The organism is Acidimicrobiia bacterium (assembly GCA_012959995.1).
Taxonomy (GTDB): Bacteria; Actinomycetota; Acidimicrobiia; order Acidimicrobiales; family MedAcidi-G1; genus MedAcidi-G2B.
The window spans coordinates 7981-31986 of the sequence record DUCC01000020.1 but is presented as its reverse complement, the minus strand read 5'-3'; the positions used below and the strand labels follow the sequence as shown (position 1 = coordinate 31986).

General features: G+C 54.8%; 18 protein-coding genes, 1 tRNA gene, 1 other RNA gene and 1 pseudogene. 11 read left to right on the top strand and 10 right to left on the bottom strand.

Translation table 11 applies throughout. The annotated features are described in order from the left end of the window. The first annotated feature begins 2 nt into the window (after nt 1-2). Nucleotides 3-84: transfer RNA gene (locus EYQ49_05925), tRNA-Leu, on the top strand. Nucleotide 85: 1 nt separating this feature from the next. Then, the gene (locus EYQ49_05920; protein ID HIG25412.1) at nt 86-2527 is read left to right on the top strand and encodes an EAL domain-containing protein; all 2442 of its coding nucleotides are present in this window, start codon (nt 86-88) and stop codon (nt 2525-2527) included. Here EYQ49_05920 and rdgB read toward each other — a convergent pair. The 4 genes from rdgB to EYQ49_05900 all read right to left on the bottom strand — a co-directional run bounded on the left by rdgB (nt 2520) and on the right by EYQ49_05900 (nt 5337). Next, entirely contained in the window at nt 2520-3116 is a 597-nt protein-coding gene (gene rdgB / locus EYQ49_05915; GenBank protein ID HIG25411.1) for an RdgB/HAM1 family non-canonical purine NTP pyrophosphatase, read from the bottom strand. The genes EYQ49_05920 and rdgB overlap by 8 nt on opposite strands. Nucleotides 3117-3122: 6 nt before the next feature. Continuing rightward, nucleotides 3123-3842: a ribonuclease PH gene (locus EYQ49_05910; protein ID HIG25410.1), complete on the bottom strand. Its 720-nt coding sequence runs from the start codon at nt 3840-3842 to the stop codon at nt 3123-3125. Between the two features lie 34 nt (nt 3843-3876). Next, on the bottom strand, nt 3877-4836 hold the full coding sequence (locus tag EYQ49_05905) for a pyridoxal-phosphate dependent enzyme (GenBank protein HIG25409.1): 960 nt from the start codon (nt 4834-4836) through the stop codon (nt 3877-3879). Nucleotides 4837-4905: 69 nt separating this feature from the next. After that, nucleotides 4906-5337 carry a M67 family peptidase gene (locus tag EYQ49_05900; protein HIG25408.1) on the bottom strand — a complete coding sequence of 144 codons (432 nt, stop codon included), beginning with the start codon at nt 5335-5337 and terminating at the stop codon, nt 4906-4908. Nucleotides 5338-5383: 46 nt separating this feature from the next. Here EYQ49_05900 and smpB point away from each other — a divergent pair, with 46 nt between their 5' ends. After that, nucleotides 5384-5860 carry an SsrA-binding protein SmpB gene (gene smpB, locus EYQ49_05895; protein ID HIG25407.1) on the top strand — a complete coding sequence of 159 codons (477 nt, stop codon included), beginning with the start codon at nt 5384-5386 and terminating at the stop codon, nt 5858-5860. Here smpB and EYQ49_05890 read toward each other — a convergent pair. Both EYQ49_05890 and EYQ49_05885 read right to left on the bottom strand, forming a co-directional pair. After that, on the bottom strand, nt 5857-8655 hold the full coding sequence (locus EYQ49_05890; protein ID HIG25406.1) for a hypothetical protein: 2799 nt from the start codon (nt 8653-8655) through the stop codon (nt 5857-5859). The genes smpB and EYQ49_05890 overlap by 4 nt on opposite strands. Before the next feature lie 81 nt (nt 8656-8736). After that, nucleotides 8737-12498, bottom strand: coding sequence for a hypothetical protein (locus EYQ49_05885; GenBank protein HIG25405.1), 3762 nt, complete (start codon nt 12496-12498; stop codon nt 8737-8739). A 186-nt stretch (nt 12499-12684) separates the two neighbouring features. On the opposite strand from EYQ49_05885, the gene ssrA reads away from it, so the two are divergent. Next, nucleotides 12685-13071: a transfer-messenger RNA gene (gene ssrA / locus EYQ49_05880) on the top strand. A gap of 124 nt (nt 13072-13195) precedes the next feature. Here the strand turns inward: ssrA and EYQ49_05875 are convergent. After that, nucleotides 13196-13279: pseudogene (locus EYQ49_05875) on the bottom strand (short-chain dehydrogenase/reductase). Between the two features lie 359 nt (nt 13280-13638). On the opposite strand from EYQ49_05875, the gene EYQ49_05870 reads away from it, so the two are divergent. Then, nucleotides 13639-15567 (top strand): hypothetical protein, encoded by a 1929-nt coding sequence (locus EYQ49_05870; GenBank protein HIG25404.1) that lies wholly within the window; start codon nt 13639-13641, stop codon nt 15565-15567. 251 nt (nt 15568-15818) lie between these two features. Here EYQ49_05870 and EYQ49_05865 read toward each other — a convergent pair whose 3' ends face one another. Then, nucleotides 15819-16643, bottom strand: coding sequence for an SDR family oxidoreductase (locus EYQ49_05865; protein ID HIG25403.1), 825 nt, complete (start codon nt 16641-16643; stop codon nt 15819-15821). 132 nt (nt 16644-16775) lie between these two features. On the opposite strand from EYQ49_05865, the gene EYQ49_05860 reads away from it, so the two are divergent. From EYQ49_05860 to EYQ49_05850, 3 genes are read left to right on the top strand one after another with little or no spacing between them, the layout of a single operon-like run. Next, a complete protein-coding gene (locus EYQ49_05860; protein HIG25402.1) occupies nt 16776-17864 on the top strand; it encodes an S-(hydroxymethyl)mycothiol dehydrogenase in 1089 nt (362 codons plus the stop codon). A gap of 2 nt (nt 17865-17866) precedes the next feature. Next, on the top strand, nt 17867-18478 hold the full coding sequence (locus EYQ49_05855; GenBank protein HIG25401.1) for an MBL fold metallo-hydrolase: 612 nt from the start codon (nt 17867-17869) through the stop codon (nt 18476-18478). 59 nt (nt 18479-18537) lie between these two features. Continuing rightward, nucleotides 18538-19647, top strand: a complete 1110-nt coding sequence (locus EYQ49_05850; protein HIG25400.1) for a ketoacyl-ACP synthase III — start codon at nt 18538-18540, stop codon at nt 19645-19647. On the opposite strand, the gene EYQ49_05845 is transcribed toward EYQ49_05850, so the two are convergent. After that, complete coding sequence (locus EYQ49_05845) at nt 19644-20603, bottom strand: NAD(P)-dependent oxidoreductase (GenBank protein ID HIG25399.1); 960 nt, start codon at nt 20601-20603, stop codon at nt 19644-19646. The genes EYQ49_05850 and EYQ49_05845 overlap by 4 nt on opposite strands. A gap of 80 nt (nt 20604-20683) precedes the next feature. On the opposite strand from EYQ49_05845, the gene EYQ49_05840 reads away from it, so the two are divergent. Genes EYQ49_05840 through EYQ49_05830 form a run of 3 tightly spaced genes read left to right on the top strand, consistent with a single transcriptional unit; the run spans nt 20684 to nt 23797 of the window. Further along, nucleotides 20684-21694 (top strand): potassium channel protein, encoded by a 1011-nt coding sequence (locus EYQ49_05840; protein ID HIG25398.1) that lies wholly within the window; start codon nt 20684-20686, stop codon nt 21692-21694. Nucleotide 21695: 1 nt separating this feature from the next. Further along, nucleotides 21696-22988 carry an O-acetylhomoserine aminocarboxypropyltransferase gene (locus EYQ49_05835; GenBank protein HIG25397.1) on the top strand — a complete coding sequence of 431 codons (1293 nt, stop codon included), beginning with the start codon at nt 21696-21698 and terminating at the stop codon, nt 22986-22988. 5 nt (nt 22989-22993) lie between these two features. Beyond that, on the top strand, nt 22994-23797 hold the full coding sequence (locus tag EYQ49_05830; protein ID HIG25396.1) for an alpha/beta hydrolase: 804 nt from the start codon (nt 22994-22996) through the stop codon (nt 23795-23797). On the opposite strand, the gene EYQ49_05825 is transcribed toward EYQ49_05830, so the two are convergent. Then, the coding region (locus tag EYQ49_05825; GenBank protein HIG25395.1) for an acyl-CoA dehydrogenase at nt 23794-24006 on the bottom strand (213 nt) is incomplete at its 5' end. The two genes, EYQ49_05830 and EYQ49_05825, sit on opposite strands and share 4 nt — an antisense overlap.

Below are 24006 nucleotides of genomic sequence, written 5' to 3'. Positions count from 1 at the left end.
CTGCGGACGTGGCGAAATTGGCATACGCACTGGCTTTAGGTGCCAGCGCCGCAAGGCATGGGGGTTCGAGTCCCCCCGTCCGCACGTGAACCAACAAGAAAACACCGGGCCGGGTTCTTTGAAACCGCTGCACGACCTAGTAGCGGCCGCCCCAACGGGCATGGCGCTGCTTGATAACGCACAGGACTGTGTAGCGGTAAACGATCACTGGTCGTTGCTTACTGGTCAAGATCCTGAAGAGACTTTGGGCTCAGGCTGGGTTGACCACATTGATCCCGAGGGCCGTGACGAATTTTTAGCGCAGTTGGCGCAACAAACGGCTGCGCAACAAAGTTTTCGGGGGCGCCTGCGTTTACGAAACCGTAACGGCGACCCCTGCTGGATAGATCTTTCGGTAACCCCCGTTGAAGGCGGGGCCTTGCTTACTTTTATCGATGTCACGAGCCAACTCGACGAAGCTCATCGGGCGCAGGAACTCACCAGGGTGTTGGAGGCCAGCCCCGATTTGGTGGCTATCTTGGATCCGCTCGGTCGTACCGTTCGGTGGGCCAACAAAGCGCTCGAAGACCTCGCCCCGGACATTGTTGGTTCTCGGCTTTTAGACCTTCTGGATGGCTGGTCGCAAGCTCAGTTTGCGGCAACGGCGTTGCCGGCGGTACGTTCGCACGACACTTGGCGAGGCGAGTTTCATCTGACCGCTAAACGGGTTGGGAGCAATGCTTTGGTTCCCGTTTCGGCTTTGCTGGTGGCGCATCGAACAGTCACTAACCAAATTGATGCCATCTCTTTGGTGGCGCGAGACCTCAGTGCGTTGCATGCGGCACAACAAAGGGTCGAAGCGTCAGAGGTTCGTTTGGCTGCCCTGGTTGAACACGCTTCAGATTTAGTTGCGGTAGTCGGCAGCGATGGGAACATCATTTACGCCAGCCCCGCCGTGGGGCGCGTCTTAGGGCGTGATGTTTTGGGTCTCGAAGGTTTACCGGTAGTTGACTTGGTGCACCCCGATGATCAGCTCGATTTAATCGCCCAAGCACCGGAGGTCATCGCTACCCCCGGCATGTCTCCGGCCTTTGACGCACGCATTTCTCACCAAGATGGGAGTTGGCTACACATGGAGATCGTGGCCACCAATTTGTTAGAGAACCCGGCGGTGGCTGGCGTGGTAGTAAACGCTCGAGACATCACCGAACGAGTTGAGGTAACCGCCCAACTCGAAGAGCGGGCCTTCCATGATGAACTGACGGGTTTACCCAATCGGGCTTTGTTGCTGGAACGTTTACGCGATGCCCTGCACCGGGCTTCACGCCATGACCGCATGGTAGGGATTCTTTTTCTTGACCTTGACCATTTCAAAGTGATAAACGATTCGTTGGGCCACGGTTCGGGCGACGAGTTGCTGCGGGAGGTAGCCCGGCGCTTAGCTTTGACGGTGCGTCCCGGCGACACGGTGGCCCGCTTGGGGGGCGATGAGTTTGTGGTGATTATTTCTGACATGGCTCGCACTACCGATGCTTTGGTAGCCGCCGAACGGGTACGACGCTCCCTCGGGATACCGATGACCTTGGGCAGCGAATCTGCTGTAGTTAGCACCAGCATTGGTATTGCTTTGGCCCACGGCCAGGAATCCCCCGACGATTTGTTGCGAGACGCCGACATTGCCTTGTACCGGGCTAAAGACAAAGGCCGCGACCGGGCCGAAGTCTTTGATGATCATCTCCGTGATCAAGCGGTGCGTCGCCGTAGCGTCGAACAAGAACTTCGCCAAGCTTTAGCCGATGGCCGCGTGGAAGCTTATTTTCAGCCGGTGATCCGTATAGCCGACATGACGGTGGTGGGAGCCGAGGCTTTGGCACGTATTCGTGCCGAAAACGGCGACCTGTTGCTCCCCGATCAGTTCATCGACATTGCCGAAGACACCGGACTAATTGCTGACTTAGGTTCCCAAGTACTAAACCAAGCGTTGCAATCTTTAGCGTCTTGGAACAAAAAAGTAGCCGAGCCATTGAGCGTGGCCGTAAACGTGTCGGCGCGCCAATTGGCTGACCCGGATTTTCCCAAAATGGTCGGCACTACGCTCTTATCTAATCATCTTGACCCGGCGTTGGTGGCTTTGGAGTTCACCGAGAGCGCTTTGATTGCCGCTAACCCGGTAACGGAAGCCATTTTGGAAGAACTCCAAGCCTTAGGGGTGCGCACCGGTCTTGACGATTTTGGTACCGGGTTTTCTTCTTTGGCTTACCTTAAGCGTTTCCCCATTGATTTTTTGAAGATCGATCGCTCGTTTATGACTGGCCTCGGCACCGACGATGACGATTCGGCCATCATTACCGGCACCATTGCCTTGGCCCATAGTTTGGGTTTACAAGTAGTGGCCGAAGGGGTGGAGACCGAAACCCAGTTGCATCATTTGCGGCAACTGCAATGCGATCATGCCCAAGGGTTTCACTTTTCTGAGCCGGTTACCGATGCAGAGTTTGAACGTTTTTTAGGGAAGTCGTTTAATCCCTCTGAGGTTTCGCCTAACTAGATTTTAGTGCATCGAGTTGTCGGGCGAATGACCGTAAGGATCGCCCTCGATGAGAAAGCGCATGTTTTTCGTCTCCCATTTCGGCGAACGAACGTCCATCGCCTTCGACGGGTACAAACAACGGGTCGTAACCAAACCCTTGCTGTCCTTGTTCTTGTTGGGCGATACGGCCTTCGACTGTGCCGGTGGCCGTTATTTCGGTGCCGTCGGGGAAGCACAAAAGAACCACCGTTTGAAAGCGGGCGGTGCGGCGCTCGGGTGCTACTCCCGTAAGTTCTTTTAATAGTTTGTCTACGTTGTCTTGGTAGGTCGCTTGTTCTCCGGCGTAACGAGCCGACCACACACCGGGGGCTCCACCTAAGGCGTCAACGAACAAACCGGTGTCGTCGGCCAGCGCCGGCAAGCCGGTGGCGTGGGTAATGGCCTGGGCTTTTAGCCGTGCGTTGCCTTCTAGGGTGTCTTGGTCTTCTTCTACCTCGGGCACATTTTTAGGCCGAGGCAGAAGGTCCACTATCCCCTCAAGAACTAGAGCCATTTCGGCCACTTTGTCGGGGTTGGCGCTGGCTACCACCAACTGCAAAAGACTCACCGAGTTTTAGCTTCGAGGTGCTGGTGGTTGCGCCAATACCGCTCGCTGGGCTTCCACGATGGTGGTGATGCCCGAAGCAGCCATGTCTACTAACCCGTCGAGTTGTTCCCGGTTGAAGGTTGCTCCTTCGGCGGTTCCTTGGACTTCTACAAAGTGGCCTGAACCGTTCATGACTACGTTGAAGTCCACTTCGGCGGCGGCGTCTTCGATGTAAGGAAGGTCGAGTCGTACTTCGCCTTCGATGATGCCCACCGAGATGGCTGCCAGTTCTTCGTTAAGTGGGTTGGCTGCTATTTCTCCGGATGCCACCAAACGGGTGAAGGCATCGTGCAGGGCAACGTAGCCGCCACAGATTGATGCGGTACGGGTGCCACCGTCGGCTTGAAGAACATCACAATCGACGGTTACTTCTCGTTCGCCCAAGGCATCAAGGTCAACTACGGCCCGTAAAGAACGGCCGATTAAGCGCTGAATTTCTTGGCTCCGGCCCGAGGTTTTACGACGTACCCGTTCGGGGCTTGAGCCGGGCAGCATGGCGTATTCGGCGGTTACCCAGCCTTGGCCGGTGTTGCGTAGCCAGGGCGGCACTCGGTCGTTTACCGAAGCGGTACATAAAACCCGGGTGCGGCCGAAAGAAACCAAGCAGGACCCTAAAGCCATTTCGGTGAAGTCTCGTTCGAAGGTCAAGGGACGTAGTTCGTTGTTTTGTCGGCCGTCGGGTCGCACTGGTTCTCCTCGCCGGGCAGGCCCGGGCTGGTTATTAGAAGTAGATGGTGTTGTCGGCTTGAGCGGCGGCCTGATCAAGGTCGTCGGTCCAAGTACCGGTGGAAAGATACTTCCATCCGCCGTCACTTACCACGATGACTACGGTGGCACTTTCTCCGTTGGGCAGGTCTTCTGCTACTTTGATGGCACCCGCTACGGCGGCCCCGGCAGAAATGCCAGCAAAAATGCCGCATTCGCTGGCCAGTCGGCGCGTGCCCATGATTGACTCTCGGGGACGCACTATTCGTTTGCCGTCCAAAATGTCGTCGCCTCCCCATTTTTCGTAAATCGGCGGAATGTACCCGTCGTCAAGACTGCGCAGGCCTTGCACCAACTCCCCTGCTGGGGGTTCTACCGCCAAAACTTTTACCTCGGGTCGCTGCTCCTTGAGGTAGCTCCCCACCCCCATGAGGGTGCCGCTGGTACCGAGGCCGGCCACGAAGTGGGTGAGGTCGGGCACGTCGGCCAATATTTCTGGGCCGGTGGTGGCGTAATGGGTTTGCGGGTTGGCGTGGTTGGCGTATTGGTAAAGAAACACCCACGATGGGTTTTGTTCGGCGAGGTGTTGCGCCATTCGCACCGCACCATTGGACCCTTCTTCGCCCGGCGAGTCAATAATTTCGGCACCAAAGACTTTGAGCATTTGTCGTCGCTCTACAGAAACATTTTCGGGAAGCACCACCTTGAGGTGGTACCCACGGAGGCGAGAAATCATAGCCAAAGCAATGCCGGTGTTACCCGAAGAAGGCTCAATAATGGTGCAGCCTGGGGTGAGGGTTCCGTCTTTTTCCGCTTCGTCCACCATGGCCTTTGCTATGCGGTCTTTAACTGACCCGGCAGGGTTTTGGCTTTCTAGTTTGGCAAAAATACGTACAAGCGGGTTCGGGCTAAGACATGAAACGTCCACCATGGGGGTGTTGCCTATGAGTTCCAGTACTGAGGAATAAACCGCCATTGCGGGTTGCTGCCTTTCGAACGAGGAATTCCTCGCTTGAGGTTAAATACGACTAGTTAAGTCGGGATTCTAACCGTGGTCCACCACAACCGACACCTCAGTGATCAGGCCGTCCAAAATGCGGTAAGCCCGCAACACCGCTTCAGGGTGCTTAAGCGACACAATGACGAATATCCACGCCCCAAAAGGATCGAACCGACCGGCATCCGCCACATCAGTGGGCGACGGATAGGCCGTGGTGTGGGTATGGCTATGCATGACCCCTACCAGCGTGCGCTGATCAGCATCCACTTGGGCTTCTACCTCAAGCATTTCGTTGCCATCCAGCACATAAATCTCACGCGAAGCAGCCGCGTTAGTCATCGGAAAAAACTGATCCACCATCAAACCATCACCGGGGCCGGCAAAAAGGCCGCAGGCTTCATGAGGCAACCCAGCCAATGCGTGGGCGATCATGGATTGATGGGCATCTGCAGTAAGCACCAAAAGGTCATCGTTCATACCCCAGAGGCTAATCCTCTGACCTCCGGGGCAGTACCCTTAAAGCATGGCGCAAGAAAATGATCGGATTATCGCTTCGAACCGTTTAGCGCGCCGCAACTACGAACTCTTTGACACTTGGGAAGCAGGGCTAGTTCTGCAAGGCAGCGAAGTTAAATCTTTACGTGAAGCCAAAGTCCAAATCTCAGAAGCTTTTGGCCGAGCCGAAGGAGGCCAACTCTGGCTGGTGGGTTTACACATTTCCCCTTACCGCAATAGCGGCAACGAAGCTTTTGGCCACGACCCCGACCGCCAAAAAAAGCTTTTGTTGCATCGCCGGGAGATTTCTCGCATAACCGACCGCCTGGACCGTGACGGTCTGACCTTGGTGCCCCTGTCGCTTTATTTTAAAAACGGCCGAGCCAAGATTGAGGTGGCTTTAGCCCGAGGCCGAGCCACCTACGACAAGCGTCATGCCTTAGCTAAACGCGATGCCGAGCGGGAAGCCCAGCGAGCCATGGGTCGCCAAAGACGCGGCCTTTAACTACTGCGGGCCATGGCCAGCAGAATCAAAAAGACCACGACCGAAGTAGCGAATTTCTGGGTCTGCGCCCCGGTGAGGCCGGTGGCCGCCGCTACTGCCTCTAAAGCCCCCTGGGTGCCGTCCAAAGAAAAGAAGTGGCTTTGCACCACGTTGTTTCCGCTTATATCCGGTGGGGAGCCTGTCGACCAATCTGGTTGATCAGAACCCGCCAAGGCCATCAAAAAAGCCAGCACTCCCACGGAAAGTGTTTGCAACTGGGACGGGGACTGACCCAGGTAGTCGGCGGCTTGAACGACCCCCAGTAGTTCGTCATCGAAGTAGCCGGTCAAGACAAGGTATTCGTCTTGTGGCGTGGAGGGGAAACCCGAACTGGCATCAAAAGTCGGCGGGAGAGTCGTGGTGGTCGTCGTCACCGGCGGCCCACCAGCGATGGTAAACACGCTGTCCGAAGTGTCCGAAGCCAAATCGTTCCCTACCGAAACCATCAAATTTGAGGCATTCACCGCCTCGGGCACGGTCCACTCAACCGTCCCCACGTTTACGTCAAGACCGGAAGCAACCAACGTATTCGTGCCAAAAAAGTCTAACTCTGTACAAAAAAGAGAACCAGTATCCAAGTCGGCCGAATCAGTAACGGACAAAACCCAATCCCCTACAGTGTCCAAACCAGCAAAAGCCGAAAGCGCTTCGGCCGGCTGGAACTTGCCGACAAATGGAGCCGACCCCGACCCTACGGCAACTTCTCCACCATCAGAAAACACGGTAAGCGACCCCGAACAACTCTGTGCCCCGCTGCCGAAGTTGTCTCCCCAACCACCAACGTAGTTCGCCAAAACCACCGTAGTTCCGTTGGGATGAGCAAGCGTTATATACAAATCCCCGTCGTAGGTGTGGTCAAGGCGTAACCCCACTTCCAAAGTGGCGATGCTGGCTGAATAAGGCACGTTGATCGTCATGGTGGTCGTTTGCTGGTCAATGATGGGCAAACCGGCGGCCGCCGCATACTCCATAGAACCAGAAATTTGGCTAATCACCGAGACATCCACGTTGCCCACCGGGCCCACTGAAGTCCAATTGATGGCTACCGCTTCACCAACAGCAAAGTCTTCACCCCCGTTGGGGCTACTCACGGTGACCGTACGCACAATGGCGATCACCGTCAAAGTAGTGATAACCAGGGTAGTGAACCCACCGGTGGTCACCTCGGCACGAATACGCATGCTGCCCGGGGTATCGGCCGAATAAACCAACGTATCTCCCGTGCCTAAAGCAGTACCGTCCAGACTCCAATTGACTTGGGTTGACACATCAACGCTGCTTTGGTCGGCGGCTACTGCGGTAAAAGTAACCGTCGCACCTTCAGTGACCGAAGTTTCCGTGGCCGTCACGCTCAACGAAGGCCCCGCTCCCGAAGCCGCGGTGACCGCCGCGGCCGCATTAATTACTCCGCCCGAAACCGCCACCGTGGTTAACCGTGGATCAACGGTGGCCGTATCAATGAGAAATTGTTTAATGCTGGCATAGGTGATGCTGGAGTCCACCGCGCGCATGAGCGCCGCCACCCCGGCCACATGAGGGGCAGCCATAGAAGTGCCGCTAAAGGTGGCGTACCCGCCGCCCACCACCGAAGACAAAATACCCGAGCCAGGCGCCACCACATCTACCGAAGTGGCTCCATAGTTGCTAAAGCTAGAGAGCGCACCATCGCTTTGGTTAGAAGCCACGGTCAACACATTGGCCTGGCTATAAGAAGCAGGATAAGTGGGGTTGGCATCATTGTCGTTAGCTTCGTTGCCGGCGGCTGCCACAAAAAGGTGGTTGGCTACTTCTGCGGTATCCAACATGGTTGACATGGCTGCTTCAGCACCACCACCGCCCCACGAATTATTAGAAATTTGCGCCCCATTGTTCACTGCATAAGTTAAAGCCAACACTGCATCTGACACGAACCCCGAACCTTTATCGTCAAGAAACTTCAAGGCCATTATTTTTGTGTCGGGGGCCACCCCCACCACACCGACCGTGTCGGCCACCGCAGCGATGGTGCCCGCCACATGCGTGCCGTGGTTGTTGTCATCGTTGGGGTCACCATCGTCGTTGACAAAGTCGTAGCCATGGATGTCGTCGACGTAGCCGTTGCCATCATCGTCGAGGCCGTTACCGGCTATTTCACCCAAGTTCACCCACAGGTTGGCCAATAAGTCTGGGTGGTCAAGATCAACCCCAGTGTCGATAATGGCCACCACCACCGACGGGTCGCCGAGCGTTTGCGCCCAAGCGCCCGGGGCATCGATGCCGTAAGTACCGTTGAGGCCCCAGAGTTGGTCTAAGTCGGGGTCGCTCGGCAACACGGTGGCTTGCATTACTTCATCGAAACCTACCCATTCGACTCCCGCTGTCTCCTGCAAAACAGCTAGCGAATCATCAAGGTTCCGTAAAGTTTCCACCAAATAAGTTGCGGTGCCATCCAGCGGTTCGCCCACTAAAAAACCGTCCACCAATAGTAGCGCTTGTTCTCTGTCGAAGGCGCTAGCCGAGTCGGCAAAACGCACCAAAAGCCCAAAGGGGTTACGAGAAATAGTCGGATCAGAAAAAAGTTCAGCCTTAGCCATGGTGGTGGCGGCTTGCCCATCTACCCACCCTTTCGCCTCAATTTCAGCGCCGGCCGTTGACCAGGCGATCTCTTCTGGCGGCAAAGGCATAGAAGGCTCCGTGGCCGCTACCGGTACCACATTTACTACGGCAGCAACAAGAAAAACAAGAAAAGCCCGCTGGCTCTTTGCTCCTTTCCCCATGTTTGTTCCTTTGCCGTAGCACTGCTATCAGAGGTCTAAAGCATCAGGGTAGCGGGTCGAGTTGTCAACCTAAAGGTGTAGTCAGCCTTCTTGGAGTTGTGACAACATTATGAGAAAGATCAGCACCGAGGTAGCGAATTTTTGGGTTTGCGCTCCGTTCAGATTGGTAGCGGCCGCCACGTTTTCTAAAGAGTTTTGCGTTCCGTCAGCGTCGAAGTAATGGCTTTGCACGACATGGCCGCCATTAACATCAGGCGGACTGCCAATGGACCATATGGGCTGGTCGGGGCCAGAAAGCGCCATAAGGAAGGCAATCACTCCTACCGACATGGTTTGTAATTGTTCTGGGGTCTGCTCAAGGTAAGCGGCCGCATCGAGCAACCCTGACCATTCATCTTCGTAATAACCGCTGTTGGCCACATATTCATTGACCGGACTGGTTGGGAAATTGTCACTGGCATCAAAAATAGGGGCCAGCGTGGTGGTCGTAGGCGGGGACGTGGTGGTCGTAGGCGGGGTTGTCGTGGTGGTTGTGGTTGTGGTCGTGGGCGGTGGGGGGTCAGCAAGGGCGAAGGATGCATCCGAAAGGTCGGTGCCACCTCCGCTGGCTACCTCAAGGAGGTAATTTCCGTTCGCCACCGAACCATCAATAGCCCAGGGGTAAAGAGAGTTCACTCCAATGGCCAAGCTTTGCCCTTGAGTAGCGGCCGAAAGGGTCACGCAGTGGAGCGCCCCTTCGTCCCAGAGGAAACTGTCGGTAATTTCTAATTGCCAAGTACCGCGCATAGAGAGCCCGTCAAAAGCCGACAAAAGATTTTCTGGTTGATGCCGGCCCTCGAAAGGGGCTGAGCCGGCGACAATCAGCGCAGCGGCATCGTCATCAAAAATAGTGAAGTTGCCCGAACAATCAGTAGCCCCGCTACCAAAGTTGTTTCCTGAACCGCCTTCGCCATTGACCAAAGTGATGCCCATCCCGCCGGGGTGGCGTAAGACGATTTGAAGATCATTGGTGTAGGTATGGTCAAGGCGTATCCCGACCTCAAGATCAGAAATTATCCCATCGGTGGGAACTTCTATGGCCACCGAGAGAGTGGAGTAATCATTAATTTCGCCGCTGTTGCTTCCCGCAAACTCTTCTTGGGCTTCGGTTACCGGATGCAATGTTAAATCGGCTGCGGTCGATGCACCAGTGCTGGTCCAGACCACTTGGACGGTATCGCCTGGTTGATAAGATTCGCCGCCGTTAGGGGCAACCACGTTCACCACAGCCACCGGAGGCTCCGTCGTCGTGGTCGTAGTTGACGTCGTAGTAGTAGCCGGAGGCTCCGTCGTCGTGGTCGTAGTTGACGTCGTAGTAGTAGCCGGAGGCTCCGTCGTCGTGGTCGTAGTTGACGTCGTAGTAGTAGCCGGAGGCTCCGTCGTCGTAGTAGTAGCCGGAGGCTCCGTCGTCGTGGTCGTAGTCGGCGGCACGCTGGTCACGCTAAAGAAATCATCTGAGGAGTCTGCTGCCAAACTGTTGCCGACTGTGGCCAACAATTCCATGCCTCCCAAAGACTCTGGGACTGTCCAAGCAGTTGTTCCGTCGGCAACATCGACCCCGGTAGCTACCACCGTGCTGGTGCCCCCAAAATCAAGTTCGGCGCAAAAGAACGTACCGGTGTCTAGCCCCGCTGAATCGGTAATGGCCAGCGTCCATTGCCCCCCAGCATCTAAGCCGGCAAAAGTTGAGAGCGCCTGATAAGGCACATATGAACCCTCAAAAGGCGCCGAACCAGACGAAATGCTGGTGGATGCGCTATCGGAAAACACGGTGAGCGAGCCCGAACAATCCTGCGAGCCCGTACCGTAATTATTGCCCCAACCACCGGCATAGTTGGCCAAAACAACTGAAGGCCCCGTGGGGTGGGTTAAAACAATTTTCAAGTCACCGTCGTAGGTGTGGTCAAGCCGTAGGCCCACGATCATGCTGGCAATGTCCACCGAACCTGGCACGCTGATCGACACCGAAGTGGTTTGGTGGTCAACAATGGGCAACCCGGTGCTTCCGGCGTATTCAACCTGACCCGAGCTTTGATCAGAAACAGAGATATCTACGTTTCCTACCGGCCCTACCGAAGTCCAATTAATGGGCACCACATCACCCACGGCGTAGGTCTCTCCCCCGTTGGGGTTGACCACGGTGACTGAGCGCTCAATTTCTGCCACATAAAGTGTGCTGGTGTGCGAAGTAGACATCCCATTGGCTGCTGCTTCGGCTCGGATACGCATGGTGCCTACCGTGTCGGCGACATAAGACAACACCGCTCCTGTTCCCAATGAAGCACCATCAATGCTCCAAGTGGTTTGACTCGAAATATCTGTGCCGTTTTGGTCAACAGCAGTGGCCGTGTAGGTCACTACATCGCCTTCAGTGACCGAGGTAGCCGAAGCCACGATGCTTAAACCAGGGCCGCCACCGGCTGCTGCCGTCACTGCGTCAGCGGCATTGACTACCCCGCCCGAAACGGCGTAGCCATCGAGGCGGGAATCCGCCGTAGAGGTATCAATCAATATTTGTTTGATGTCGGCAAAAGAAATGTTTGGGTTCACCGCTCGCATCAAAGCCGCCACGCCAGCCACATGGGGGGTAGCCATTGAGGTACCGCTAAAGGTGGCGTAGCCGCCTCCCACTACCGAAGACAAAATGCCCGAGCCAGGCGCCACCACATCTACCGAGGTAGCGCCATAACTGGTAAAACTTGATGGCGCTCCATCGCTTTGGTTGGCGGCGACCGCTAACACATTGTTTTGGCTATACGAAGCCGGATACGAAGGGCTACTGTCGTTGTTGTTCGACGAGTTGCCGGCGGCCGCCACAAACAAATGGTTGGCCGTTGCGGCGATGTCCAACATGGAAGACATGGAAGAGCTTGATCCGCCCCCGCCCCAAGAGTTGTTAGAAATTTGTGCTCCATTGTTAACGGCGTAGGTCAAAGCGGTGACCGCATTTGAGGTGTAGCCCGAGCCGTTGGCATCTAAGAACTTCAAGGCCATAACTTGAGTATTTGGCGCTACACCCACCACACCTACATTGTCGGAAACCGCAGCAATGGTGCCGGCCACATGCGTGCCGTGATTGTTGTCATCGTTGGGGTCGCCATCGTTGTTAACAAAGTCCCAGCCGTGAAGATCATCGATATAACCGTTGCCATCGTCGTCAAGGCCGTTGCCGGCGATTTCACCCGAGTTGGTCCAAATGTTGGCGGCCAGGTCGGGGTGATCTAAGTCAACCCCGGTGTCGATAATGGCCACCACTACCGAAGGGTCGCCGAGCGTTTGCGCCCATGCACCCGGAGCATCAATGCCGTACGTGCCGTTCATGCCCCACAATTGGTCAAGGTCAGGGTCCGACGGCAACACGGTGGCTTGCACCACATCGTCAAAGCCCACCCAAGCCACACCGGGCATGCTGCGCAACAATTCGGCTGCCTCATCAAGATCAGAAAGGGTTTCCACCAGGTACAAAGACTGGCCATCAAGCGCCCCACCCACCACGGTGCCCCCCACAGTTAGCAGCGTTTGATCTACATCAACCACGCTGGCCGTCTGAGCAAAACGCACCAACAACCCAAACGGATTGCGGGTCATTGTCGGGTCGTTTAAAAGTTTTTCTTTAGCCAGGTCAGTAGCGGCTGCTCCCGGTTGGTAGCCCGCTTCAGACAGTTCAGCGCCTTGCGCAGAAAGGGCAAGTTCAACCACTGGGGTGTCGGGCTCTACTTCTTGAGCAGCCACCGGCACCGCACTTACCGTTGCCAAAACCATGAGGGTCAAAAAGACACTCAAACCTCTTCGCTTTCCCCGCATTTTTCTCCCAAGTGGATGTCTCCGCTGCTCCGCTTTGAGCCAGCACCGATAACCATAAACGAAACAATTGATTTTTTGTACGCGCCCCCTAAAACATTGATGATGGCACTGTCACAGCGAACCGGTACCCTTAATCCTCGGGTCTTTGACAACTTCAGCAGATTTCACGTATTGACTCGTTTTCACGGGGCTGATCGGTTTCGACGCCGGCTGCAGTGGACGTTTCGTGCGACCAGAGTTGCTCAGACTCTTAAAACAGGGCACCAAAAGAGACGCCACTACGGACGATCTCGCTCTCGCCGCCTAACTAGTTAGGTAGCAGAGAGTCACTGCGACCGGTGACGGCACGCGGGGTCGGTCCAGCGCAACCCGGCAACAGAAGCGTTGGAGACAGCAGGGACAGACCGCTGACGGCGAGAAAGACCGCTGACCTTAGGGAAAGACCTAGCGGCTGGGCTTTCGGGCCCGACTGACCCGGCGGGATGGCTGCCGCAAGCCAAAATCTCGGGAACGGTCGTAACGCGTACGGTCACCTTTCGACGGACGGGGGTTCGATTCCCCCCAGCTCCACCAACTTGACTTCTGCACGCCGCCTTAGTGCAGCAACACAATTTACTTAGTCGTGCCAGTTCAGAGAGGTACGAATGGTGGCTTCAAAATCTTCGAAACTCATGGACGATTTAAGCTCATCGATCAACACCGCATCGTCACCTACCAAAGTACGAAACGGAGTGGATGGGTCAGTAGCGGCCCGCACAATGGCCTCCGCAACATCTTGCGGGTCGGCGGGCTCTCCTTGACCACCCATCCCGTGGGAAGCTTCCCGAAAAGCCAAAGCCCGCTGCTCTTGCGGCGAACCCTCCCAACAATCTGGGCATATTTTGTTTTCCCCAAAACTTAAAGTCATTGGAGTGCCCACTGCTGTGTTTACCGACTCCGACCGTATGGGTATTGTCGTGATGCTAAAATAGTTGTGCCCATTGATGCTTCAAGGCAAAGATAACCAGGGGGAACAAGCACCAAAAAGACAGGGCCTGCTTTCTTCGGGTACCCATTTTTCAAGTTGAACCACCAAAGGTTCCCTCAGGGTAAATAACATCCCAACATCCTTTATTATCTTAGTTAAGGTAGCCAGCACACATGTCTAAAAGTGTCTCTACTGCTCCCGCTTCTCGCATCTCTGCTTTGGATGGAATACGCGGGTTGGCTGTTTTAGCCGTTGTCGTTTACCATGCGTGGCCTTCAGTTTTGCCAGGTGGCTGGATTGGTGTTTCGGTATTTTTTACTCTTTCTGGGTTTTTGATTACTCAGATTGTGGAGAGAGATCATGTACTGACCCGGTCTTCTCTGGCAAGTTTTTGGGGTCGTAGAGCGCGACGATTGCTGCCAGCGGCGTTTGCAACGATTGCCGCGACGGTGTCGGTTGTTGCTGTTGTTGATCAAGACATTCTTCGAAGCACCGCTGAAGAGGGTTTGGCTGCAATTTTTTATGTGCATAATTGGTGGTCAATATCTGAAACTGGAGGATATTGGGAGATTTTCAATTCTGATTCTCGACCTTTCGCTCATCTTTGGAGTCTCTCTATAGAGGAACAGGTGTACCTGTTTTGGCCGTTATTGATTGTCTTAGTCGGACTCCGTCGAGCATTAGCGGTCGCGGCTGTTGTTGTAGTTCTCGGTTTAGCCATTTGGTGGGGAGATGCAGATGCCTATTTTGCGACGCCATTTCGTTTTGCTGAAGTTTTTGCTGGGGCAGTGCTTGCGTATGTAGTGAAAAAATATTCACGATTTAGAGTTCCAGGTTTTTTAGCTCTAATCGCAGCTGCTGGTCTCCTTTGGGGTGTTTTTGTTCTTGGGGAGTCAGATCCTTTTGTAGTAAAAGGTGGCCTTTTGCTTGTTGGTGTAGCTGCCATGGTCGTTACGGGTTACAGTCTCGGCGAAACAAAACCTAATGTTTTGGTTGGTAGCGCTCCACTAGCGTGGCTGGGGCAAAGAAGTTACGCTATTTATCTATTTCATTGGCCGTTTTTAGAGTTACTTGGTGTTTCGCCATTTGTTGCGGTTGCTTTGACACTTATCTCTGCAGAGATATCTCACCACGTTTTGGAATGGCCTATCCGTTCAGCGAAAAGAATTAAGCGGCCTCTTTTTACTCTTGGTTTAGTTTCAGTTGTCAGCGCAATAGTGCTCGTGGCAGTGATCGTTATCGGGCCGCGTCCAACTTCTCAACAACAAATCGCTGATACTGTCGCTGCTGCTCTTACCACATCCACAACCACAACCACAACCACAACCACATCCCCTTTAGTGATCCCTTTGGAACAGGAAACACCAGTTACTTCAACGACTTTAAAATTTGAACCACCAACAACTTCTCTTCCGGAACAAGAAAAAATACATGTCAAGACGAATCCTAAAGTCGTAGTAATAGGCGACTCTGTCGCTCAAAATCTTGGCCCAACTCTTGATGGTTGGATCAAAATGGTGGGTGGAGAAATCGGAGAACACGGACTTGCTTTGTGTGGGCCGCTATTGAACGAGGAGTGGCATGAGTTTTTAACGATCACAATAGAACTCGAAGATGGTGAAACTACATTCGGCCCTTTCGAACAACCCTGCAGACCGCTAGTCACCTCCGATTACAATTTAGTTTTAGTTTTTGATCATGGAGCAGTATTCGAGGATCACACAGATATCCGTACAGGTGAAAAACTAACTTTTCCAGAAAACATTGGATTGATTCGGGAATCCTATATGGACCTTGTTGAACAGACGAGAGCAGCGAACGCCCCATTGGTGTTTTTCACTCCTCCTCAACGTGAAAAGAGGCCATGGTGCATAGATTGGCCGAGTCGTGAAAATATAAATATCTATAACTTGCTGGTATTCGAAATAGCAGAATCAGAAGAGCATGTACATGTTCTTGACACAGGACCAACTGTTGAAAACAACCCAGATCGGTATCCACGACCAGATTGTCTTCATTTTGAGGCTCTTGATGCTGAAGGCGGTGCCGTAAATTTTGTTACTGACCTCGTGGCTCCCGAAATCATTTTTGATATTCCATAGGGGTTACCACTATTCGTGTTCATACGCCTGCCATCACCGCTTATTTAGATGTCTGCGCTATGACGCTCTCCACTGGCTTACAACTAACGAGCGAGCAGAATAAGGCACCAACCCTGACCACCGACTGACACAACCTTGCAAAGAAGGAAAGTGTGTGTCGGGTTGCCAGACCTTCATCAATCAGCAACCAAGTCGCCCCACTAGAACAACGAGGGTTTCCCCCATCTCCACCACTTATGATTTGCAACTACTTAGTCGTGCCAATTCAAGGCAGTGCGAATGGTGGCCTCAAACTCTTCGAAACTCATTGATGACTTCAACTCATCAATCATTTTTGCGTCGTCTCCTACCAAAGTACGAAACGGCATAGACGGATCAATGGCCGCCTGGGCAATAGCATCAGCCACCAATTGTGGGTCCGGCGGTTCTCCCGAACCACCCAAACTGCTTGAAGCCGCTCGAAAGGCCAGCGAACGCTGCTGCTGTGCTGAACCTTCCCAACAATCCGGACGCACCTTGTTGTTTTTAAAATCGGTAGCAAAACGCCCCGGTTCAATTAAATGCACTCGAATACCCAGTTGACTAACCTCAAAATTAAGCGACTCACTGAGCGCCTCTAAAGCAAACTTCGACGCCGAATAGGCACCGGTATAAGGCGAGCCCACCCGGCCGGCGATGCTACTTACGTTTATCACCACGCCGCTCCGCCGCTCTTTCCAAATCGGCAGCACAGCCCGCATAGTGCGCAACGGGCCCATCACATTCGTTTCAAACTGCTGTTGCATCAACGCATCATCAAGTTGCTCAATCGCTGCTTCAACTTCAAAACCAGCGTTGTTTATCAACACATCAATGCTCCCGGGGTCGGCTAAACAACGCTCCACCGAAGCCAAGTCGTTGACATCAAGTTCCACAACCTCAACCGCCAACCCTTCTTCCTCAGCGATGCGCTGCAACTCGCCGCCTCTCGCCACGTTCCTCATAGAGGCCACCACCTGGTGACCTCGCCGAGCCAAGGTGAGAGCGGACAGAAACCCAAAACCGCTGTTGCTACCTGTAATAAGAATTTTTGCCATAACAAAACCCTAGTTGCCGAGGCCAACCAATTATCAAGTGAGCGGTTTTCCCCTTTGTTTTCTCCGGCCGGCGCCCGCACACTACGGTGTAGCAAGCATCCCCCAGCCAAAACTTCATCGAAAGAGTCACCCATGCCGCATTCCGTTAAAGCCGTTGTTGCCCTCGCTAAAGGACAACCGGTCAGCATCGAAACCATCGAAGTCCCCGACCCCGGGCCAGGCGAAGTACTCATTGATGTCAAAGCCTGCGGGGTGTGCCACACCGACCTGCACTACCGAGAAGGCGCCATCAACGACGAGTTCCCTTTTCTGTTGGGCCACGAAGCGGCGGGGTTCGTCGAAGAAATCGGTGAGGGCGTCACCAACGTGGCCCCCGGAGATTTTGTTATTTTAAACTGGCGCGCCGTTTGCGGGCAATGCCGCTCCTGTGAACGCGGACGCCCCTGGCTTTGCTTCAATACAGCCAACGCCACCCAAAAAATGACCCTCAATGGTCAAGAACTCTCCCCCGCCTTAGGCATCGGTGCTTTCGCCGAAAAAACGTTAGTGGCCGCTGGTCAAGCCACCAAAGTAAACCCAGCGGCCCGCCCAGAAGTGGCCGGCCTCATCGGCTGCGGCATCATGGCTGGGCTGGGCGCTGCCATGAATACCGGCCAAGTCGGGCGCGGCGACTCGGTAGCGGTCTTTGGTTGCGGCGGAGTAGGCGATGCGGCCATCGCCGGCGCCCACCTAGCGGGCGCCCACACCATCATCGCCGTAGATCTTGACGACCGAAAACTTGAACTCGCTAAAGAATTTGGCGCCACTCACACCATTAACTCCAGCAACCAAGACCCCGTCGAAGCCATTCGGGCCCTAACCGGCGGCAACGGCGTAGACGTAGCTATCGAAGCAGTGGGGCTTCCCGTGACCTACGAACAAGCCTTCTATGCCCGCGACCTGGCCGGCACGGTCGTTTTGGTAGGTGTCCCCAACCCCGAAATGAAAATCGAACTCCCCCTCATTGAAGTCTTTGGCCGGGGCGGCACCTTAAAATCTTCTTGGTACGGCGACTGCTTACCCAGTAGAGATTTTCCCATGCTGGTTGACCTTTACCTCCAAGGTCGCCTTGATCTTGACCGTTTTGTCTCGGAAACCATTGCCTTAGAAGACGTCGAAGAAGCCTTCCACGCTATGGAACGAGGCGAAGTACTGCGTTCTGTTGTGGTCATGGACAAATAGTTATGGGCCTCCACATAGACCACGTCGTAACCAGTGGCATTTTTTCACTAGACGGCCAAGACTTTGACGTAGATAACAACATTTGGCTCATCGGCAACGATGAAGAGGTCGTAGTCATTGACGCTGCGCACGACCATCGGCCCATAGTTGAAGCCATCGGCGGGCGACGCACCCTCGGAGTGCTCTGCACCCACGGCCACAACGACCACATAAACGCCGCCGTGGAGTTAGCCGAAGCCACCAGCGCCCCCATTTGGCTTCACCCTGACGACGCCATGTTATGGGACGTCGTCCACCCCGACCGCCGCATTGATGACCCGTTGCAACAAGGTCTAAAAATTTCTCTCGGCGACGACGAACTAGAAATACTTCATACTCCCGGACATTCCCCCGGTGGTTGCTGCATTCACGTACCAACTTTGCAAACCCTTTTCTCGGGCGACACTTTATTTAATGGTGGTCCTGGTGCTACCGGACGATCGTTTTCTAGTTTGGATCTGCTCGTCGAAAGCATCCAAACGAAACTCTTTGTACTGCACCCCCAAACGACCGTTCATACCGGGCACGGTGACTCCACCAGCATCGGAGTTGAAAGAGTAAACCTGCAGGGTTAACCTCTTGCCCTCATAATCTGCTAAAAAAGAGCCATCACTTTCCTGGAGGGAACCTCAACGTGTCGCCAAAAGCAGTCATAACCGGATGGGGCAAATGTGTTCCCCCCGTAGAGCTCACCAATCAGGACCTCGAAAAGGTCATGGACACCAATGACCAATGGATCTTTGAACGCACCGGTATCAAAAGCCGCCGCATCTCACACGTCGAAGGCACCGACCTTGCTGAGTTAGCGGCTCGGCGAGCGCTGGCTTGCGCCGGACTGCAGCCCGAAGAACTCGACCTCATTGTGGTGGCCTCTACCACCCCGGAGCTTTTATGCCCCAGCGTGGCCGCCATGATCCAAGATCGCCTGGGCGCCGTCAACGCCGGCACTTTCGACCTCAACGCTGCTTGCAGCGGGTTTGTTTACGCCACGGCCAACATCACCGGGATGATCGAATCTGGTTTCGTTAAAAAAGTTTTGGTCATCGGAGCCGAAAAACTTCACATCGCCATGGACTATCGCGACCGCTCCACGGCCATCTTGTTTGGCGATGGCGCCGGTGCCGCCGTCTACGAAGCAACCGAAGGCGACGCCGGAGTGTTAGCGGTGGACCTCGGGGCTGACGGAAGCATGGGTTACACTATGGTGTTTCCTTCGTTAGGTACACGCGGTGAACCTTATGAGGCCCGCCCCATTGAGGACGTCCGCCTCTATTTCGAAGGCCAACCCATTTTCAAGATGGCCGTAAAAGGCATGGCTGCTTCAACAGAAAAAACCCTAGAACGTGCCGGCCTTACCGTAGATGATGTGGACTTGGTAATTCCTCATCAAGCCAACGCACGGATCATTGACGCCGCCACTCGCCGTATGGGGATCCCCCCTGAAAAAGTATTTACCAACATAGAGAACTTAGGGAACACCGCCGCGGCTTCTATCCCCATGGCTATTTCAGATGCCGCAGCGGCCGGGCGCCTCCACCCCGGCGACATTGTGGCTTTCCCTGCTTTTGGTGGAGGCATTACTTGGGGCACGCTGATCATGCGCTGGGGACAACGCACCGAACCGGTGGGCACCCACCAAGGCGAACTTCCACCCACCGACGCCACGGTGTTTGACCTTTTAGAAAACAATTTGCGCTTTTTTGCTCCCCTGCACGGTCGAGACTCGGCCGACCCGATTATCTAAAAGTGATCCGGTAAGCGAATTTCAACGCCCGGCGCTTCAGGCTGGTCGTCAATCATCTGTGCTGGGAACCCCGGTGCTCTCACTTCGACCCCCGCGGCTTCTTCTAAACGACGCACAATATTTGGCGACCATTCATCGTCCCCGTAACGCTTTCGCCCATCTTCAAAAATCTGTACCAAAAGTGGAGAGAGTTCTAGCGGCACCTCATATTTTTGCGCTATCTGATCAAAAAGCCCAATGTCTTTAGCCACTAACCCCATAGTAAAATTAATGTCACGACTTCCATTCAAAATGACCTGACTTTCTGTTTCGTGGACAAAAGAATTACCCGAAGAAATCCGAATCGCCTCATAGGCCACATTGAGGTTTAGCCCGGCGGCCGCAGAAGTAGCCAATGCTTCGCTAAGGCTCACCAAATTAGCGGTCGCCAAAAAGTTGGTCATAACCTTCAACACAGAGGCACTTCCCAATACTCCGGTATGCAGAACCTGTCGACCCATGGCCACCAATACCGGCAGAGCCTGTTCGAAAGCCGCACGTTCTCCTCCCGCCAAAATAGCGATGTTTCCGGTAGCGGCCCGGTGGCAGCCCCCCGAGACTGGGCAATCCAAAGCTGACGCCCCTAAATCTTCGACCAACGCTCCCAGGCGCTGCACTTCGGTTTGGTCGGTCGTGGACATCTCAAGCCAGAGTTTCCCTTGGCCCAGGCCAGACAAAACCCCCTCGGCGCCTTCCATAACCTCGGCACAAATGGCCGGGGAAGGCAGACAAGTAATAACCACCTGACATTGCTGTGCTACCTCTCTGGGAGAGTCCGCCCAAAGGGCGCCAGCCTGCAAAAGCGGCTGTGCCGCGGCAAGGTTTAGGTCTCGCACCACAACGTCAAACCCATTGCGGACCAGACTCCCTGCAAGTTTGGCTCCCACATTTCCTAAACCAATAAATCCCACTTGCATACGACCCCCTTTTTGGTTAATTTCTGTGCACCATAGTGCGTGTCTCGCCGGGCCAAGAACTCTCGGCGTATCCTGCAACCATGATCTATAGGTTTCGCCCCGCACCCCGAGGACGGGTAGGTAATGCTGCTGGCTTGTTGGTGGCCGTAATTGCTGCCGGCTCAGCGGGCTACGTCTTATTGGGGCTCAGTACCATTGATGCGGTTTACCAAACCATCACCACTATCTCCACCGTTGGGTTTCGTGAAATAACCGTCGGTGAACCCAGCAACACTTGGAAAATATTTACCTCGGTGTTGATTCTTTCCGGCACCGGAACCATGCTCTATGGAGCAACCGCAGTCATTGAAAGCGTTGTCGAAGGCCGCATCAGCGGCCAGTACCGGAGGTACCGCATGCAAAAAAATATTGATGCCATGGAAGGCCACCTCATCGTGTGCGGCATGGGTCGTGTGGGTCGAGCCATCACTTCTTTCGTTCAGTCGGTAGGCCAAGAAGTAGTATCTATTGACCTTGATGAAGGCCGCCTCATAACTCATGGAGGCTCCTACGTTTCTGGTGACGCCACCAGCGATGACGTATTGCGCCTGGCTGGCATAGACAGAGCCACCACCTTGGTCATTGCTTTAGGGTCCAGCGTTGACAACCTCTACGTCACCCTGAGCGCCCGTGACCTCAACCCTGCTCTCTTTATTGTGTCTCGAGCTGACGAGTCAGAAAGCATCGCCAAACTGCATCAGGTGGGCGCCGACCGGGTGGTCAACCCTTACGAAATCGGCGGTTACCGCATGGCCAGTTTAGCTACCCAGCCCACGGTGGCTGACTTTATTGATGTGGTGGTTCATGACGGAACATTCGAAGCCGGCATGCGTGAAATCAACATTCCCGATGACTGCGTGCTGGCCGGTAAAACCCTTGACAGCCTTGATCTGCGGAAATCCACCGGAGCCATCGTGCTCACCGTCCGTGACTCTTCTGGGCAGTTCCACACCGACGATCTTGGGGGGCGACCCTTTGAAGCGGGTGACATTTTAGTCGCCATAGGCTCAGCGGTAAGTTTGGACCAACTCGAAGAACTCGTAGGTTGCTGACATGGTTGACCCAGATTTTCTTGGTTTCGACACCCGGGCACTACACGCTGGCCAACAGCCCGACCCCACCACCGGGTCGCGAGCCGTGCCCATCCATCAGACCACTTCTTACGTTTTTGATTCCGTCGATCATGCAGCCGGACTCTTCAACCTAGAAGTAAGCGGCCACCTTTATAGCCGACTCTCCAACCCCACCGTTTCGGTCTTGGAAGAACGCATTGCTTCGCTGGAAGGCGGCGTGGGCGCCGTATGCACGGCCAGTGGCCAAGCGGCCCTCCACCTCGCCGTAGCCACCCTGCTTAGCGCCGGAGACCACATTGTGTCCAGCCGAAACATCTACGGCGGTAGTCACAACATGATGAACCTGACCTTGCCGCGTTTTGGCATTACCACCACTTTTGTCGACCCCCGAGACCCCAAAGCTTTTGCCGACGCCATACGCCCAGAAACCCGCCTGGTCTTCGCTGAAACCCTTGGTAACCCCGGCATAGAGGTACTTGACATCGCAGCCATCGCCGAAGTAGCCCACGGCGCTGGTTTGCCGCTTTGCGTGGATTCCACTTTTGCCACCCCGTACCTGGTGCGGCCCATTGAACACGGGGCCGACATTGTCATGCATTCGGTAACCAAATTTTTAGGCGGCCACGGAGTAGCCATTGGGGGAGCAATTGTTGACGGGGGCCGTTTCGATTGGGAAGCCAGCGGAAAGTTCCCTACTTTGACCGAACCCTACGACGGGTACCACGGCATAACTTTTGCCGAAGAATTTGGGCCACAGGCACTCTCTATGCGGGCCCGGGCCGAAGGCCTGCGTGACTTTGGTGCTTGCATGAGCCCAGCCAACGCTTTTTACCTTTTGCAAGGCATAGAAACCCTTCCGTTGCGTATGGCCCGCCACGTAGAGAACACCCGACAAGTGCTTGACCTACTTGATGCTCACCCGGCGGTGGAATGGATCAAACACCCCGAACACCCCAGCCACCCCGACTTTGAGTTGGCCAAACTCCTCTACCCCAAGGGAGCCGGGGCCATCTTAAGTTTCGGAGTTAAAGGCGGGCGAGCGGCCGGACGCAAGTTCATCGAAGGTGTGTCGTTGGCCTCACATCTGGCCAACATCGGAGACGCCAAGACCTTGGTTATCCACCCCGGGTCAACCACCCACCAACAAATGAGCGATGCCGACCTTGAAGCCGCGGGGATAAGCGACAACTTGATTCGCCTTTCCGTAGGCCTAGAAGATGTCACCGATATTTGTGCCGATCTGAACCAAGCCTTAAAAGCCTCCCAACGGTAAGCCTGATGATCCTGAACGTAAACAATCAGACCATTCATGCTGCTACCGGGGCCGTGCCTTTAGCTAACCGCAGCGAGCCATTAGTGGTTCTTGTCCACGGTGCCGGCATGGACCGGACGGTTTGGTCGCACCAAACCCGTTTCTTAGCCCATCACGGTTTTCGAGCCTTAGCGGTGGACCTCCCCGGGCACGGCCGTTCTGATGGTCCTCCCCTTACCAGTATTGAAGACCTTGCCCTTTGGGTGGCTGCGCTGGCCGAATACTTTGACCAACCGCTTCACCTCGTAGGTCACTCTATGGGTGCCTTAATTGCGCTTCACGCTGCTGGCCACCATCAAGAATCCGTAGCCTCCCTTGGCCTGCTTGGAGTAGCAGTCGCTATGCCGGTGCATCCCGAACTCTTAGCCGCTGCCCAAGACAATGACCCAAAGGCGGCTGCTTTGATGGCCTCGTGGGGCCTCGGGTCGCTTCAACACGTCGGGGAAAACCCCACCCCCGGGCTTTCTATGGTGGGTGGCGTTCAAGCACTCATTGAATCCAGCCCACCAGGGGTGCTGGCCACTGATCTCGCCGCCTGTTCGGTTTACGACCAAGCAGTCATGGCAGCCGAAAACACGCAATGCCCGGTGACCATGTTTTTAGGGAGTGGCGACAAGATGACCCCGCGTCGAGCCGCCCAACCACTTATTGACTCGTTTGTTACTAACCCGGCAGTCAACGAAATAGCCGACTGCGGACACATGATGATGATGGAAAAACCCAACGAAATCCGTCAAGGCTTGCTTGCGCACCTCGGCAAAGCTCTTTAGTTCTGCGCTAATTCCCTAAACGGCGTGCCTTTGGCGGGGCCTGGTTCTTTTGGCAAGCCCAACACTCGCTCACCAATAATGTTGCGCTGGATTTCGTCGGTTCCGCCGTAGATAGAAGGCGCAGGAGAGAACAAGGTGGCTTCTTGCACTAAGCCGCCGGTGCGACAGTCGCTGCTGGCCAGCATGCCGTCGGCGCCAATAATCATGTT